We start from the raw sequence: 17,150 nt of genomic DNA on the forward strand, positions 1-17,150 counted from the left end.
GTTTTTCTTTCTATAAAATTTTTGATTAAACTCTATAGATATTGTGGTAAGATAACTATGGTTAAAACTCTTTAACAATGGTTTTATATGAAATCGCTTTCAATAGCATTTTAATAGATTGATAAAAGGAGCAGTGCACCATGAAATATCGATCTGCATTTGATATTATTGGTCCGGTGATGATCGGGCCGTCCAGTTCACATACAGCTGGCGCTGCAAGGATAGGCAGAGTCGCTCGTACATTATTCGAAAAACAGCCGACGAAAGCGGTCATTTCCTTGTACGGTTCTTTTGCGAAAACATACAAAGGGCATGGGACAGATTTGGCACTTGTTGCAGGAATCATGGACTTTGATACATTTGATGAACGGATTCCTGAAGCGTTGGAAATTGCTGAACAATCCGGTTTGGAAGTTGAATTTATCACGGAAGATGCTGTCACGGAGCATCCGAATACGGTAAAAATAAATTTATTTGATGATGCAGGTAAAGAGCTTGAAATCGTCGGGATCTCCATCGGCGGCGGAACAATTGAGATCATCGAAATCAATTCCTTTAAATTGAAGTTGTCAGGAGCTCATCCTGCGATTCTGGTCGTGCATCATGACCGGTTCGGCTTGATTTCAGCTGTAACTAGCGTTTTATCAAAATATCAAATTAATATTGGCCACATGGAAGTCTCACGGAAAGAAAAGGGTGACGTGGCCGTTATGGTGATAGAAATGGACCACAAACTTGAAGAGGGAGTGTTTGCCGAATTAAGTTCGCTCGAAGGCGTCGATCAGGTCATCCGATTGGTCGACTAAAAGAAAACATCAGGAGGGCTGGCCATGTTTCGTAATGTTGCCGAGCTTGTTGAATTAGCTGAACAAAACCAGGTTAAAATCGCCGAAATCATGATTCGGCAGGAAATAGAAGTTTCAGGCCGTTCGAGGGAAGATATCATCGCCCAGATGGACAATAACCTTTCCGTCATGGAACGTGCTGTTGAACGTGGATTGAATGGAGTAAAATCTCACTCAGGCCTTACCGGCGGAGATGCGGTATTGCTGCAAAACTATATTAACACCGGTAAGTCGCTTTCTGGCAATCTATTATTGGATGCCGTCAGTAAGGCTGTCGCTACGAATGAAGTGAATGCAGCGATGGGAATCATCTGCGCAACGCCGACTGCAGGATCTGCAGGGGTTGTCCCAGGCACTCTTTTTGCCGTGAAGGAAAAGCTGAACCCAACGCGCATGGAAATGATTGAGTTCTTGTTCACGACTGCCGCCTTTGGATTTGTCGTTGCAAACAACGCCTCCATTTCCGGTGCTGCAGGTGGATGTCAGGCAGAAGTAGGATCAGCAAGCGGAATGGCCGCGGCCGCCATTGTTGAGATGGCCGGCGGAACACCTCAGCAGTCTTCAGAAGCCTTTGCGATTACTTTAAAAAACATGCTTGGACTAGTCTGTGACCCAGTTGCCGGATTGGTTGAAGTTCCATGTGTAAAAAGAAATGCGATGGGCGCATCCAACGCGATTACTGCTGCCGACATGGCACTGGCAGGCGTAACAAGCAGAATCCCATGCGACGAAGTCATCGGCGCGATGTACGCGATCGGACAGACGATGCCATCCGCACTAAGGGAAACAGCAGAAGGCGGACTCGCTGCCACACCAACAGGCCGTCGACTGGAAGAAGAAATCTTTGGAAAGCCAAAGACTAAGTTAGTAGATTATTTGATTACGAAATAATATTTGCAGCCACTCTCTTAAATGGAGCGTGGCTTTTTTGTGTTTTTTCCTAGGGAGAAATACCACTTTTGCGAGAGATTATATTCCTTGTAAGGGAGAGAGATTAATAGCATCGACCGAGAAAATACCTATCCAATTATGGAATTTTAGTGAAATTAATCATTTTTTCTCCAAGCCTGCTACAGCACTCGACAGAATTAGCAAAATAGTCATTATATACTGGTTGAAAGAATACATAAGTGTTCAAATCTCCTATTAAGAACGGAGGGAGTTAGATGAAAAAACGTGAATTGCTTCTCACGATGATCATAGGAATAGTTTGTTCCGGGCCGATCCTAGTTGAGGCATCGGAAACATTGCCAGAGATACGGGATCAGCGACTGGATCTTAAACAAGATGTAATGAAGAAAGAAGCAGACATCGAGGCAATGGGTGAGGCGGAACAGAAATATCTGACTGAATTGAAAGCGCTGGACGATGAAGCAGCTCTTGTGAACGAAAAGATCCGTAACCTTCATACTGTCGTAGAGTTGTCAGATCAGACCGCTGAAATGATGAAAAAAGAAATCGAAGAGCTTAACGCAAGAATCGTGAATCGTGAAAAGCTGATTAAAGAACGCTTACGCACAATGCAGATTCAAGATGGATTAGGACTGTATGTGGATATCATCTTCGACTCTAAAAACCTGTCCCAGCTGTTCGATGCCGCGAAGGCAATTAGTACGATCATGAAAGCAGACAAGGACTTAATCGCAAAACATCAAGCTGATCTTTTAATAATGAAGGAAAAGGAAAAGGACTTGCAGAAAAGGATTGTTTCGCTCGAAAATGACCAGAAGGAAATGCAGTCGTTAAAAGCTGAGCTGCAAGAGAAAGCCGATGAAAAGCAGCGCTTGCTTGATTCCGTCCAGAAAGAAAGGAAGGAAAGCGAATCCGAGCTTATGGACATGTATGAAGTCTATGTCAATCTGGCATCTCAGGAGATTGCGATTTTAAAAGAGAATCAAGAGCAAAGAGTGGAGTATTTGACCGCCAATCCCGAGGATGTTTTTATCATGCCAGCAGCTGGCGAGCTGACTTCAGAGTATGGTCCTAGATGGGGAAGACTCCATGCGGGGATTGACATCGCCGACGAATCCCCGGACGCCATTGTTGTAGCCGCCGCATCAGGTACGGTCATCCGCTCCTATTATTCCGCAACCTACGGCAACTGCGTCCTTATCACACATAAAATTGACGGCATGACGTTCACCACCCTGTACGCCCATTTGGAAAAAAGCACTGTCACCACCGGGCAATCAATCAGCAAAGGCGAGATGCTCGGATTTATGGGCAATACCGGTGACAGCAGAGGCAAGCACCTCCACTTCGAGATACATGAAGGCCAGTGGAACTATGAAAAATCAAATAGCGTCGATCCGCTAAAGTATTTGGAAAAATAAAAACTAGATTTACTGCTGCATTTTTAAAAATAAGTAAATCCGCTGCAGTAGTACCATAATGAAGCCAGATTTCTCGGGAAGTCTGGCTTTATTTCTGCTTGTTCTTTACGTTAACGTCAATGGTATAATTAATTTACTGATTATACTGATATAAAGAGGTTTTAAATATGTATTCAATTTCCGATTTGGCTGAGGAATTTGGGATTACGACAAGGACCATTCGCTATTATGAAGAGCTGGGCTTGTTGAAACCAGCACGTTCCGAAGGTGGAAGGCGTATTTATTCGAGCAGGGATTTGGCACGGTTGAAGCTTGTCATCCGAGGTAAACGATTTGGATTTTCGCTCGAGGAAATAAAGGAAATGGTACTGTTATTCGACGAGGACAGGACGGGTGAAAAACAGCTGGAGCGAACCATTGAGTATGGACAAGAGAAGCTGGCAGCAGTGAACGAAAGAATATGTGAATTGGTTGAAATCAGGGAAGAAATCGAAAGATTGTTAATGGACTTTAAAGGGAGGCTAAGTAAATGAATTTTTACGAGGAAGAACCGCAGTTTCGTGCGTTATTGATGGAATTATTGGATGAAGAATTTTTTGCGTACGCTGACAAGGAATTACTTGAGTTCGGCGAAAAAAGCGCCAATGAAATCGACCAGCGCGCCAGGTTCACCGACCGCGAAGGGCAGCCTAAGCTGATTAAATTCGATGCCTACGGCGAAGACATCTCGGAAGTATGGGTTAATGATGGCTATCGCAAAACAGTTGAAGACTCATATAACACCGGCATTGTCGGCTATGTCCATAAGGAAATCCCCGAGCTTGGGCGGCGCGGGAATTATATCTACTCTTATGCTCAGGGCTATCTGTTATCCCAGACAGAGCCAGGTTTTTACTGCCCGGTCACACTGACGATGGCAACAGCCTACCTGCTCGACCAATATGCTTCATCAGAAATCAAAGAAAAATTCCTGCCCCACGTCTTATCCACCGGAGAAACAACCCTATACGAAGGCGCAACCTTCCTGACCGAACGCCAGGGCGGATCAGACGTCGGCGCCAACGAAACAAAGGCAGTCCAGACGAAAGACGGCTACAAGCTCTACGGTGAAAAATACTTCGCCTCAAACGCAGGAATGTGCGGCGTCGCCATGGTTTTAGCAAGAAAGGAAGGAGCTCCTTCCGGAACAAAAGGTTTGACACTGTTTGCAGTTCCTTGGCGTAAAGAAGACGGAAAGCTTAACGGCATCAAAATCCGCCGGCTAAAGGATAAACTAGGCGTAAGGGCGGTGCCATCCGCCGAAGTCGAATTCGAAGGAGCAGAAGCATTCGTCGTCGGCGACCCGGCAAAAGGCTTCTACTACATGATGGAAGCCCTCAATCTCTCCCGTGTCTGCAACACCGTCGCCTCACTCGGAATCATGCGCCGAGCATACAGTGAAGCGAGACAGTACGCACTGAAGCGGGACGCCTTCGGCAAGAAGCTAGCGGATTTTCCGATGATCAAAGACACCTTAGCTAAAATGGCCGTCAAACTTGAAGTCGAAACCCGAACAGTCTTCAAGTACCTGCCGTTGTTTGAAAAAGTCATGAGGAACGAACCAGGAGTAACAGAAAAAGAAATCGTACTAAACAGGCTTTACATCGCCCTATTGAAAAAAGAAACCGCAGAACAAGCCGTCCATTTTGCACACGAAGCGATTGAAATGCACGGAGGCAACGGATATATAGAAGACTTTGTCACTCCACGGTTATTGAGGGATGCACAAGTGCTGACCGTGTGGGAAGGGACGGCTAACATTCTTGGGCTTGAGGTATTAAGATTGATGGAGAAGTTTAATGCTGGGGAGTTGTTTTTGCAGGAAATGAGGGAGAGAATTTCTGCGATGGAGGGAGAGTTTGCTGGCAAGGTTGGTGATGGAATAGAGCAGTTGGAGAAACTGCTGATGGCTTTGCATAGTGCATCTCACGACCATAAAACTTTTCACTCGAAACGGGTAGCGGAATTGATGGTTAAGGTTTTTGAGAGTGTGAATGCTTTGGAGTATGGTGTTGGTGGGGATGAGAGGGCACAGAAGGTGATGAAGGTTTTTGTTAAAGAGACTTGGGCCTCCAAGAATGAGTTTGCGGACCAGCTGAAATCTGTGGATTACTTTGAAGAGATTGTATTGGAGAGAACCGAAAAAGAAGCTGTTCTTTAATAGTAGAAAAAACAAGCCTTATTCCATTCAAGGCTTGTTTTTTTGTCGAGATTTAGGGGTTTTTGCCATTTAAAATTTTTAGAAAAATAAATTCTTCTGATGTTATTGACACTGTTTATTAGAGATGGTATTTTAATCATATGTTCTATATAAAGAACAATAAAATTCTTTATTAAGATATTTTGATGCATGAGCCTAATAGCACGGCAGGAGGAAAAAATGAGCGCAATTGCAGGAATCATTCATTTAACAAAAGAGCCGGTTCCATTTGAGCATGGAAGGAACATTATGAAAGGTCTTGAAAAGTTTCCTGCAGACGATATACAAGTCTGGCATAAACACAACGCCTTCATTGGAAACCATGCACAATGGATCACACCAGAATCAGTCGGTGAACAACAGCCGTTCTATGATTCCGAGAGACAATGCGTCATTACCGCAGATGCCATAATTGATAATAGAGAAGAACTGTTCGAGAAGCTGCAAGTCGAGCGTTCAAAGCAAAAAATAATGCCAGACAGCCAGCTCATTTTGCTAGCTTACTATAAATGGGGAGAAGAATCACCTAAGCATCTAGTCGGCGATTTCGCCTATATGATTTGGGACGAACGGCATCAGAAGCTTTTTGGTGCGAGGGATTTCTCTGGTTCCCGAACCTTGTATTATTACAAGGATCATGAAAGGTTTGCGTTTTGTACGACAATCATGCCTTTGTTTACATTGCCAGGGGTTAAGAAGGAATTGAATGAGCAGTGGATGGCGGAGTTTTTGGCGATACCTGTAAACTTCGAATCTGTTGATCCTTCCTCAACTACATATAAACACATAGAACAATTAGCTCCTTCTCATTCTATAACAATTCGTGAAGGTAGAGTTAGGTTATCAAGATATTGTTACTTAATGGAAGAGAATAAGAAATTAAAGCTTAAATCAGACGGAGAATACGAAGAAGCTTTTCGCTATGTTTTCCAAAAGGCTGTCAAAGCAAGAATTAGAACACATCATAATGTAGGTGCACACTTAAGTGGAGGATTGGATTCTGGTTCAGTTGTAAGCTTTGCATCAAAAGCATTGAAACAAGAAAATAAAATGCTAAATACTTTTAGTTACGTTCCTGTTGATGGATTTGAAGATTGGACTAATAAAAGCAGAATAGCCGATGAAAGCCCGTATATTAAAGCTACAGTAAATCATATTGGTAATATTAATGATCAATATTTAAGCTTTGCAGATAGAAGTCCATATACTGAGATTGACGATTGGCTGGAAACGATGGAAATGCCATATAAGTTCTTTGAGAATACTTTCTGGTTAAGGGGGATGTATGAACAAGCTCAACAGAAAAATATTGGCGTGCTGTTAAATGGTCAGAGAGGTAATTGGACTATATCATGGGGGCCAGTTTTAGATTATTACGCTAACCTCATAAAGAAAATAAAATGGATTAAACTTTATCAAGAATTAAATCAGTACAGCAATAACATTGGGGTTCATAAATCAAAGATAATGGCTGCTGCTCGAAAAAAAGCATTTCCTTATATATATGATTTGTTAAATCCTGAAGAGCCCTTTCATTTCCCAATAATTATCAATCGTGAATTTGCAAAACAAACAGACGTTTTCAATAAACTTCATAATCAGGGTGTCGATGTTTCACTTTCTAAACTTCCCACTGCCTATGAAGTAAGGGATAGACAGTTTAGGCAACTATATTATTGGAGTATAACAGGGACTTACGGGGCTAAATTTTCTTTGCGGTATTCAGTATGGGACAGAGATCCAACTAATGATTTGCGGTTAATTAAATTTTGTTTATCAGTACCAGAGGATCAATTTGTACGGCAGGGTTTAGATCGTTCGCTTGTAAGAAGGGCAACAAACTCATATTTGCCAGACAAAGTTAGACTGAACATGCGCTCAAGAGGTGTACAAGGAGCAGATGGAGTTCATCGAATGTCTAGTTATTGGAACACATTTATTGGTGAACTTGAACAAATGAGTAATGATGCTACTATTGGCAATTACCTGAATCCCGAAGTAATTAAAGCAGCGATTATAAAAATTAAAGATAGTACTAATCCCGAATATGCCTTTGACTTTGACTTTAGGATATTAATGCGCAGTTTAATATTCTATCGCTTTTTAAATAATTTTTCTTGAAAGGAGGTGAAAGAATGAAAAAACAATGGCAAAAACCAGAACTAGAAGTACTTAAAATTAGTATGACAATGGCTGGACCTGGGTTTAAAACCCCCGACGGTGTTCAACCTGATCCTGATGAATCGATTCACTATAGCTAATCCAAAACCTTATTTATGGATTCTTATCGCAAATCGCCCTTATACATTTAGTTCAGTATGAGGGCTTTTTAAAATACCCATTAACGGATTAATGGATTAATGGATTAAAGGATTAATGGAGTGAGTCAAATGATTGTAGCAAAAGAAAACATGATTTACCATGCCTTTGGGCTCAAAATCAAAAGCACTATTCCGTTGCCAGAATTAGTTGCTTCAAATGAATCATTAGATATGGCAGAAGTGGAGATTGAAATTGATGAATTAAATGAATTGTGGCTGAAAAAAGGTGAACAAGGGAAATTCATTGTTGATCATCAGATGGTAATGTTTCAAATCCCTGAAACAGCCACATTTTTAATAAAAGATGGTAAAAAAATAATTGTATCCCCTATAAAGGATTCTGATGATAATAAGATTCGCCTTTTTATTCTTGGAACATGTATGGGTGCCTTACTAATGCAAAGGAAAGTCCTAGCACTGCATGGAAGTGCTATTGCAATTGATGGAAAGGCATATGCATTTATTGGACATTCTGGAGCAGGTAAGTCTACCCTGGCTTCTACATTTATTAATCAAGGTTATCAACTGTTAAGTGATGATATTATTCCTGTAATAATAGATAAAGAAGGGTGTCCTAACGTAATCCCTACCTACCCTCAGCAAAAATTATGGCAGGAAAGCCTTCAGAAATTTGGATTTAATTCCTCCGCTTTTAGTCCGTTATTCGAAAGAGAAACAAAGTTCGCTATTCCAGTCCACTCCAGTTACTGTAATGATCCATTACCACTTGGGGGAGTATTTGAGATTACAAAAACAGAGGAAAATCATGCGAAAATAAAATCAATTCAAAATTTGGAAAGGTTTCACACACTATATAACCATACTTTTAGGCAATCTTTAATCCCGCGTCTAGGGTTAATGGAGTGGCATTTTACCGAATCGGCAGGGATTATAAATAAAATAAAGATGTATCAAGTACATCGCCCATCAAATGTTTTTACAGCACCTGAACTATTAGAGAAAATATTAAAAATGATAAATGAGGAGATGAACTAAATGCTGATAAAGGAAAAATTAATATTGGAAAGTAAAATCGTACAGAAGCCAGGATGTATCGTTAGTGACATGGATGGAGAGAAAGTAATGCTTAATATTGATAATGGAAATTACTATAACCTTGGTAAAATGGGCGGGGTTATTTGGGAGATGATAAAAGAACCTATTTCTGTTGATGAGTTAATTAATTACCTTCTTCTAGAATATGATGTTGATAAAATGGATTGTGAGAATCAAGTAATTTTATTTATAAACAAGTTAAATTCCGAAGATTTAATTTCCGTTGTAAACAGGTGAGGTAAAATGTTATATCCTCAGAAACTGGTAACGCTATTTAATCTGAGTAGGATGGAAAAATTTCTTTTTTTAGAGGCCATACTATTCTTGGCATTGGCGCGTTTCCATAAAGTAATGCCTTTTAAAAGGTTGACACGTACCTTAGGTAAGCATATGTGTGAATCCTCTTTTCAAGAAAATCCTTCTGCATACGGCACTATCAAATCAATCTCTAGTGCAATTCATATCATGAGCAGATATACATTCTGGGAAAGTGAATGTTTAGTTAAAGCAATCGCAGGTATGAAAATGCTTCAAAGGCGAGGTATTGAAAGTACACTGTATCTAGGAACTGCAAAAGATGAAAATGGGAAGATGATTGCCCATGCATGGCTGCGAAGTGGATCATATTTCGTTAGCGGAGCTGAAGAAATGAAACGTTTTACCGTAGTAAGCAAGTTTGCAAATAAAAAAGTTATAGAATAAGAGGAAATTACCATGGAAATTATGGTTGAAAAAAAGCACTTTTCAAAAGAATTACAGCTCCTGCTTTTTTTCTTGGATTCTAAATTTGAAGATAAGAATCTCTCAAAAGAGAAAGAGAGATTTAAAGATATTGATTGGAATCATTTTTTACAGCTAACACTACATCACCGTGTTTATCCTATTCTTTATATAAGGATCAAGGAATTAAATGGTGATCTTATCCCAGCAAAGGTAATAGGAAAGCTGCAGCAATATTATCAAACAAACATTTTTCAAATGCTGAAGCTAACAGGAGAATCTGAAAGCATATCCAGAATTTTTATTGACCAAAAAATTCGAACATTATTTTTAAAAGGTTCTATTCTTGGCGCGCATTTGTATGGGGATCTTTCTTTAAGAACATCTTCGGATATTGATGTACTAATACCAATTGAAGATTTAGAGCGAGCTGAATCGACGCTCTTAAACCTTGGTTATATAAAAGATGATTATATACTGACTGTCTTGAATGATTGGAAATGGAGACATCACCATATCACTTTTATGCACCCGCAAAAGAAAATAAAGTTGGAAATACATTGGAGATTAAACCCAGGTCCATCATGGAATCAGTCATTTGAGGACTTATGGGAAAGAAAGAAGGAAAGTTCCATCACCGATTTTCCTTTGTATATGTTAGGTGAGGAAGATTTATTTTTATTTTTGGTGTCACATGGAGCACGTCATGGTTGGTCTCGTCTTCGCTGGTTGGTAGATATCGACAGGTTGGTAAGTCGGGATTTGAACTGGAACTGTATAAAAAGGCTTCTGAAAAAATATCAACTTACTCAAGTAGGAGGGCAAGCTCTTTTCCTTTCTTCAGAATTGTTGAGTTCTTATAGTCCACACGAACTAAAGGAAATATCTAATTCGAAAAAATCAAAAAGACTGGCTAAAGGAGCCTTATTTTACATTAAGCAATTGGTTAACCTCCATATCGAACCTTTGCCAGAAGAAATCGCAAACTACCATAAGAGTCATTTATTTTCATTAATGTCGTTTAAGCAAAAAGTATTATTTATTCTTAGTTTCTTATTTCCATATCCTGAAGATGCTCTAGCTTTCCCATTGCCAAGGGTGCTTCATTTTTTATATTTTCCTTTGAGGCCGATTCTTTGGGCGATAAGAAGAAAAAGGAAGCAGGCAATGTTGCAGGAGGATGTCACATGAAACCCTTTTTGTATTATATAAAACGATTATTTAATTACTCAGGTAACATTCTCTATTGGAATATCGTTGGAATGGCTTTGATCAGTTTTATAGAAGGTCTTAGTATACTGTTACTAGTCCCCTTACTTAGCTTAAGCGGGATAATGAATTTGGATTCCAGAGGCGATACACTAGCGAATTATCTCGGATTATGGAATTTGATGCCTGAAGCATTAAGGTTCCCCTTCATCCTTCTTGCCTTCGTATTATTAATCATTGGACAAAACTTTGTTGATAGAAACTTAAATATAAGAAATGTCAAAATTGCGCATGGGTTTATAGGGAAATTAAGAATAGACACATATGAGGTATTATTAGGTGCTAATTGGGGTTTTTATACAAAGAAAAGAAAGTCCGATCTGATCAATATTATGACTATTGAATTGGCAAGAGTTTCAGGAGGAATTTACCAATTTATTCAACTATTAACCTCCATTATATTTAGTATAATCCAAATTGGCTTTGCCCTTTGGCTTTCCGCAAAAATGACATTATTCGTTCTATTCAGTGGTCTTATATTATCATTATTCTCTCGAAAATTTATTAAACAAGCGAAAAAGCTAGGTGAAAAAACTTCATTACTATCCCAGGAATACCTAGCAGGGATAACAGATCAATTAAATGGTATTAAGGATATTAAAAGCAATACGTTAGAAGAGACACAGATGAGCTGGCTACAATCAGTCGTTCAAGGAATGTATACAGAGCAAGTTGAGTATATAAGAAATAAAATTTCATCTCAGCTATTTTATAAAATCTCCTCAGCTATTCTTATAGCAACTTTTATTTTTTTCTCAGTAAAAATGTTCAATTCACAGCCATCACAGTTCTTATTAATTATTGTGATATTTTCTCGTTTGTGGCCAAGGGTTATAGGGATTCAATCTAATTTAGAGCAATTAGCATCGACAATCCCAGCCTTTAGGTCATTAAATGCCCTTGAGGCAGAATGTAATGCGGCAAGAGAAGTGTTATCTGATTTGAAAAACGAGAAAGTACTGCCAATCGTATTGAATAATGAGATCCAATGCAAGGGTGTCTATTTTAGATACGATCATTCCATATCAACCTATGCTTTGCAAAATATTAATATAAGAATACCGGCAAACCAAATGACTGCGATTGTGGGTCGGTCAGGTGCTGGGAAAAGCACATTGGTTGATATATTAATGGGCCTTCATATGCCTGAACAGGGGAAAGTAATAATTGATAATAAGACTCTTACAGATGAATCGTTAATTTCATTAAGAAAAGCAATTAGTTATGTTCCACAGGAGCCCTTTTTGTTTAATACTAGTATAAAAGAGAACTTTAAAATGATTAGCCCAGACGTAACACCCCAACAGATATGGGAGTCATTAGAATTCTCAGCGGCAGCTGATTTTGTTAGAAAGTTGCCTAATGGACTTGATACAGAAATTGGGGATAGAGGTATTAAGCTTTCTGGTGGAGAACGCCAACGACTTGTTCTTGCTCGTGCAATTTTAAAAAATCCATCGATTCTAATACTTGATGAAGCAACTAGTGCTCTTGATAGTGAAAACGAATCTAAGATTCAGTGTGCTCTGGAGAAACTTAAAGGAAAAATGACGATCATTGTTATAGCTCATCGATTATCTACAATAAAAAATGCTGATCAAGTGATTGTTTTAGATAAAGGAGAAATCATTCAACAGGGTGGATTTAAGGAATTAGCATCTGAGCAACAGAGTATCTTTAATAATCTCCTAAAAAAACAAATGGAAGCAGTCTAACATTCTTCGTGAGTTGTCAGAAAATAATAAAATGCTCTTGACTTGTTCTTTATACAGAACTAAAATAGGTATATATCATTAGTAATTGAGAACGTATATTTTTTTACACCAAACGTTCTTTATCTAGAACGCATTAAGTTATAAGGTGGGTTAAATGAGCAATGAGTAATGGAAAAAAAGGGATTGCTAAAGAAATCAATCTAAAAGAAATCTTCTCTGTCATTAAAAAGCGTCTTTGGATCATTGCTATAATAACTGCCTTGTCTTCAATTGCTGGATATTTATATGGTGAAAAGGACATCACTCTCCTTTACCAATCCTCAGCTCGAATCATTATTGGTAAAGAAGCGGATATGAATACACTGCAAGTAATATTGAAAGATCCAGTTGTATTAGAGAAGGTTGTTGAAAGGCTGGATTTAAATCGAAGTCCAGAATCGCTGGCAAATCAAATTAGTGTAGGAATCCTGGATAGTTCGAAGGTTGTAAATATTAGTGTGATTGATACCAATCCAAATAGAGCAGCAGATATAGCCAATACCACAGCTGAAGAGTTTAAAACTGAGATAACTAGATTGCTTGATTTTAATGATATGGAGATCTTTTCGCCTGCAAAAATCAATTCAAATCCAATAAATGAGGAAAAAAGTAAATCAGGCATTATTGGGGTGGTTTTTGGAGTAATTGCAGGGATTGGATTCGTTTTCTTCTTGGATTCATTAGATGACACTGTCAGATCCCAAAAGGATGTTGAGGATTATCTAGGTCTTCCAGTAGTAGGCAGGATTTCGAAAATGACCAAAAAGAATATTAAAAAGCAAAGTATTCATCCTATAGACTTCCTGGGAGGTGATACCGGTGTTCCGAAGTAAACGAAGGTCAACAAGTGCAAGTCAAAAGAGAAATTTGATTGTTTATTCCAATCCAGATTCAATCATCTCTGAACAATTTAGAACACTTCGTACCAATGTTCACTTCTTAACTGGCGGGAAAAAGAGTATTTTGCTTTTAACATCCCCGTGTTCGAGTGAAGGGAAATCCACAGCTGCAGCGAACCTTGCATTATCTATGGCGCAGCAAAAAGAAAAAGTCCTTTTGATTGATGCGAATTTAAGAGATCCAAATATTCATTTTATATTTAAGATATCAAACGGGAAGGGATTAGCGGATGTACTTTCTGGTCAGGAAGAATTAGCTGATGCTGTATACCACACTGAAATAGGGAACTTAGCGATTTTAACAAGTGGCCAGCTCGAATCCAACCCAGCGGAATTACTTGGGTCAGAATCCATGCAAAAATTATTTCAACAAGCACTACAAGAATACGATATGATTTTAATCGATTCACCGCCTGTTCTGGATGTGACGGATACAAAATTACTAGCAAATAAAAGCGATGGAGTACTCCTGGTTATAGGTGAAGGAAAAACAGCTATTGAAAAAGCGACAGAAGCTAAAAAGGCTCTTGAGTTCGCAAAAGCCAAGATTTATGGGGTTATTCTGAATGAGATGTAGAAACACATATTTTTTTAATATTTTTGTTCGTTATTAAGAAATAAATGTTCGCTGTGTTATGGTGATGTCTCCTAGCCGTTATCAAAGGAGGCACTCGGTCATGCTGTGGGTTAAAAAACCTTAGACGCTCTGGTCGTCGAGAGTGTGATGTGAGGAGGGGTTAAATGCCCCATTTATTAATAAAGTTTTTACTTATTTGTTTTTCAATCAGAACAAATAAATAAGAACTTTATTTTTAAGGAGTGTTCATATGAAGGAAATAGATAAATTCCCAAAATCAATTAAAAAAGCAGTACGGTACATAAAACAAGATGCCAGCAAAGAGCAGTTGGAAGAAATCAGGAAGCTGATTGACTATGCCATTAAGCTGCGAAGCGTGAGAATAGATTAAGACAAGAGAGGAGGAAAAGCATGACCTATAGGCAGAGGCTTTCATTATTCATTCTCATTGATTCAGCGATTGTTTTAACCGCGATCTTCATTAGTCATTTACTTGTCCGCGGTACAATCAATACTTCTCCATGGTTTTATGTTGTTAGTGCAATGACTATTTTGGTCAGCCATCATATATTTTCTTTTAAATTCAAACTTTATAAAAAGGCATGGGAATATGCAAGTGTCGGGGAATTAATCATCATTTTAAAAACTGCATCAGCTTCGATTCTAACAGCTTCTATTTTCCAGGGAGTTTTACTGAATGAAATCTTTATTAGACGACTGTCAGTAACAGGACTACTATTGGTATTGTTCATTGGAGGGTCACGGTTTTGCTGGCGGATCTATAGGGATTTGTATTTAACTAGGTTGGCATATAACAAAAGAACCCTAATCATTGGTGCTGGTTCTGCAGGGATTATGGTTGCAAGGCAATTGCTCAAGAACAATGAAACAGATCTTCAGCCTGTTGGTTTTATCGACGATGATGTGAAAAAACATCATCTTGATATTCTGGGCATATCAGTCCTTGGCGGAGTCAACAAAATTGAAAGTGTTGTTAGGGAATTGCAAATTGAAAATATCGTCATTGCGATTCCTTCACTAAGTAAAAAGGAGCTTAATATCATTTTTCAAGAATGTATAAAAACTGATGCAAAAACACAAATAATCCCGATGTTAGAGGATCTAATGACCGGAAAGGTGTCAGTAAACCAATTCAGAGATGTGCAAGTGGAGGATTTATTGGGAAGAGATCCTGTGGTTTTGAATGATGACAGAATCTCAGGAGATATCACAAATAAAGTAGTGCTAGTTACTGGCGCTGGGGGATCAATTGGATCTGAAATCTGCCGGCAAATAGCCCGGTTTAATCCTAAAAAATTAATATTACTAGGACATGGTGAAAATAGTATTTATTCAATCGAGATGGAACTAAAGGAAAGTTTCCAAGATTCAAAGATTGAATTTATTCCTGTTATAGCGGAAATTCAGGATGCCAAAAAAATGATGTCCGTGATGGAGACATTCCAGCCGGATGTTGTTTATCATGCAGCGGCCCACAAACATGTACCATTGATGGAACGAAATCCTGAAGAAGCTGTGAAAAACAATATGATTGGAACATTGAATGTCGCAAATGCTGCCAGCTGGCATGGAGTGAAAGCATTCGTTATGATTTCATCTGACAAGGCTGTAAACCCGACCAGCGTGATGGGTGCTACAAAGAGGCTTTCAGAGATGATTGTACAGCATATGGATGAAAGCAGTAATACAAAGTTTGTTGCTGTAAGATTTGGGAATGTCCTTGGAAGCCGTGGAAGTGTTATCCCATTATTCAAGAGACAAATTGAAAAAGGTGGTCCTGTGACAGTAACGCATCCAGATATGATACGTTACTTTATGACGATTCCTGAGGCATCAAGACTGGTGATTCAGGCCGGGGTTTTGGCACAGGGAGGAGAAATTTTCGTATTGGATATGGGGGAACCTGTAAAAATAGTAGACTTGGCCATAAACTTGATTAAGCTGTCCGGTTATTCTGTTGAAGAAATCGGAATAGAATATACAGGAACAAGACCGGGCGAAAAGCTGTATGAAGAGCTTTTAAAGGATGAAGAAGTAGGAGAGCATCAAGTTCATCCGAAAATTTATGTAGGCAAGACGTCAGAATTGTATATATCCGAGATTGAGGAGATTATTGGTAATTTCTCTAGTATGGATAAAGAAGAATTAAGAGATCGATTGCTAGCTTTGGCGAATAATCGTGTTGCGAACTCTCCATTAATGTCAATTTCAGTTTAGGGGTGGAAGTAAAATGAAAGTAAAAAAAGCAATTATCCCAGCTGCTGGTCTGGGAACTAGGTTCTTGCCAGCAACGAAGGCAATGCCGAAGGAAATGCTGCCAATTGTAGATAAACCAACGATTCAATATATAGTGGAAGAAGCGATCGAGTCAGGAATCGAGGATATCATCATTGTTACTGGAAAAGGAAAAAGAGCGATTGAAGATCACTTTGATCATTCCTTTGAGTTGGAACAAAACCTATTTGAAAAAGGGAAGTTCGAATTATTAAACGAAGTACAAAAATCTTCAAAGCTTGTTGATATCCATTACATTCGACAAAAGGAACCAAAAGGTCTTGGCCATGCGATTTGGTGTGCCCGGAAATTTATTGGCAATGAACCGTTCGCTGTTTTACTGGGTGATGATATTGTCCAGGCAGAAAAGCCGTGCCTGCAGCAAATGATTGAGCAATATGAGAGGTATAACGCATCCATTCTCGGAGTACAGCAAGTAAATCCAAACGAAGTCTCAAGGTATGGGATCGTGGATGGTAATTGTATCGGCGACAGATTTTACAATGTTAGCAGTTTAATAGAAAAACCAGCGATTGGAGAAGCGCCATCAAACCTTGCGATCATGGGACGATATATCCTGAATCCTAGAATTTTTGATGTCTTGGATCAACAAAAGCCTGGTGCTGGTGGAGAAATTCAATTGACCGATGCAATCGCAGGATTGAATGAATATGAAGCTGTATATGCCTACGATTTTGAAGGCACCAGGTACGATGTAGGTGAAAAAATGGGCTTTATCAAAACGACAATCGATTTCGCTCTACAGCGAGATGATTTACGAACTGATCTGCTAGATTACTTTTCATCGATTTTAAATCTTGAAAAAGCAAGGCAGAGCTAAT

General features: G+C 39.0%; 17 protein-coding genes. All 17 read left to right on the top strand.

All coding sequences use genetic code 11. The features are described from left to right. The first annotated feature begins 140 nt into the window (after window positions 1-140). The 17 genes from sdaAB to galU all read left to right on the top strand — a co-directional run bounded on the left by sdaAB (window position 141) and on the right by galU (window position 17,149). Window positions 141-806, top strand: coding sequence for an L-serine ammonia-lyase, iron-sulfur-dependent subunit beta (gene sdaAB / locus M3204_RS12255; RefSeq protein WP_251482072.1), 666 nt, complete (start codon window positions 141-143; stop codon window positions 804-806). Window positions 807-830: 24 nt separating this feature from the next. Further along, window positions 831-1,736 carry an L-serine ammonia-lyase, iron-sulfur-dependent, subunit alpha gene (sdaAA, locus tag M3204_RS12260; protein ID WP_251482074.1) on the top strand — a complete coding sequence of 302 codons (906 nt, stop codon included), beginning with the start codon at window positions 831-833 and terminating at the stop codon, window positions 1,734-1,736. 275 nt (window positions 1,737-2,011) lie between these two features. Further along, window positions 2,012-3,178, top strand: coding sequence for a murein hydrolase activator EnvC family protein (locus M3204_RS12265; protein ID WP_251482077.1), 1,167 nt, complete (start codon window positions 2,012-2,014; stop codon window positions 3,176-3,178). Between the two features lie 167 nt (window positions 3,179-3,345). Further along, window positions 3,346-3,711 (top strand): MerR family transcriptional regulator, encoded by a 366-nt coding sequence (locus M3204_RS12270; RefSeq protein ID WP_251482079.1) that lies wholly within the window; start codon window positions 3,346-3,348, stop codon window positions 3,709-3,711. Beyond that, window positions 3,708-5,378: an acyl-CoA dehydrogenase family protein gene (locus tag M3204_RS12275; RefSeq protein WP_251482082.1), complete on the top strand. Its 1,671-nt coding sequence runs from the start codon at window positions 3,708-3,710 to the stop codon at window positions 5,376-5,378. Before M3204_RS12270 ends, M3204_RS12275 begins: the two co-directional genes overlap by 4 nt. 219 nt (window positions 5,379-5,597) lie before the next feature. Then, window positions 5,598-7,538, top strand: coding sequence for an asparagine synthase-related protein (locus M3204_RS12280; RefSeq protein ID WP_251482085.1), 1,941 nt, complete (start codon window positions 5,598-5,600; stop codon window positions 7,536-7,538). Between the two features lie 14 nt (window positions 7,539-7,552). After that, a complete protein-coding gene (locus tag M3204_RS12285) occupies window positions 7,553-7,678 on the top strand; it encodes a paeninodin family lasso peptide (RefSeq protein WP_251482088.1) in 126 nt (41 codons plus the stop codon). A 129-nt stretch (window positions 7,679-7,807) separates the two neighbouring features. Then, complete coding sequence (locus M3204_RS12290; protein WP_251482090.1) at window positions 7,808-8,734, top strand: aldolase; 927 nt, start codon at window positions 7,808-7,810, stop codon at window positions 8,732-8,734. Beyond that, a complete protein-coding gene (locus M3204_RS12295; RefSeq protein ID WP_251482092.1) occupies window positions 8,735-9,031 on the top strand; it encodes a lasso peptide biosynthesis PqqD family chaperone in 297 nt (98 codons plus the stop codon). Window positions 9,032-9,037: 6 nt separating this feature from the next. Next, entirely contained in the window at window positions 9,038-9,496 is a 459-nt protein-coding gene (locus M3204_RS12300) for a lasso peptide biosynthesis B2 protein (protein WP_251482096.1), read from the top strand. Between the two features lie 6 nt (window positions 9,497-9,502). Further along, window positions 9,503-10,705 carry a nucleotidyltransferase domain-containing protein gene (locus tag M3204_RS12305; protein ID WP_435367723.1) on the top strand — a complete coding sequence of 401 codons (1,203 nt, stop codon included), beginning with the start codon at window positions 9,503-9,505 and terminating at the stop codon, window positions 10,703-10,705. Next, on the top strand, window positions 10,702-12,498 hold the full coding sequence (locus M3204_RS12310) for an ABC transporter ATP-binding protein (RefSeq protein ID WP_251482360.1): 1,797 nt from the start codon (window positions 10,702-10,704) through the stop codon (window positions 12,496-12,498). The genes M3204_RS12305 and M3204_RS12310 overlap by 4 nt, the downstream gene beginning before the upstream one ends. Before the next feature lie 161 nt (window positions 12,499-12,659). Continuing rightward, entirely contained in the window at window positions 12,660-13,370 is a 711-nt protein-coding gene (locus M3204_RS12315) for a YveK family protein (RefSeq protein WP_251482101.1), read from the top strand. Next, on the top strand, window positions 13,357-14,013 hold the full coding sequence (locus M3204_RS12320; protein WP_251482104.1) for a CpsD/CapB family tyrosine-protein kinase: 657 nt from the start codon (window positions 13,357-13,359) through the stop codon (window positions 14,011-14,013). Before M3204_RS12315 ends, M3204_RS12320 begins: the two co-directional genes overlap by 14 nt. 250 nt (window positions 14,014-14,263) lie before the next feature. Then, entirely contained in the window at window positions 14,264-14,404 is a 141-nt protein-coding gene (locus tag M3204_RS12325; RefSeq protein WP_251482106.1) for a hypothetical protein, read from the top strand. Window positions 14,405-14,424: 20 nt separating this feature from the next. Then, entirely contained in the window at window positions 14,425-16,251 is a 1,827-nt protein-coding gene (locus M3204_RS12330; protein WP_251482108.1) for a polysaccharide biosynthesis protein, read from the top strand. 13 nt (window positions 16,252-16,264) lie between these two features. After that, window positions 16,265-17,149: a UTP--glucose-1-phosphate uridylyltransferase GalU gene (galU, locus tag M3204_RS12335; RefSeq protein WP_251482111.1), complete on the top strand. Its 885-nt coding sequence runs from the start codon at window positions 16,265-16,267 to the stop codon at window positions 17,147-17,149. The last annotated feature ends 1 nt before the right edge of the window (window position 17,150 follow it).

This window comes from Mesobacillus subterraneus, assembly GCF_023715485.1.
GTDB lineage: Bacteria > Bacillota > Bacilli > Bacillales > Cytobacillaceae > Mesobacillus > Mesobacillus subterraneus_B.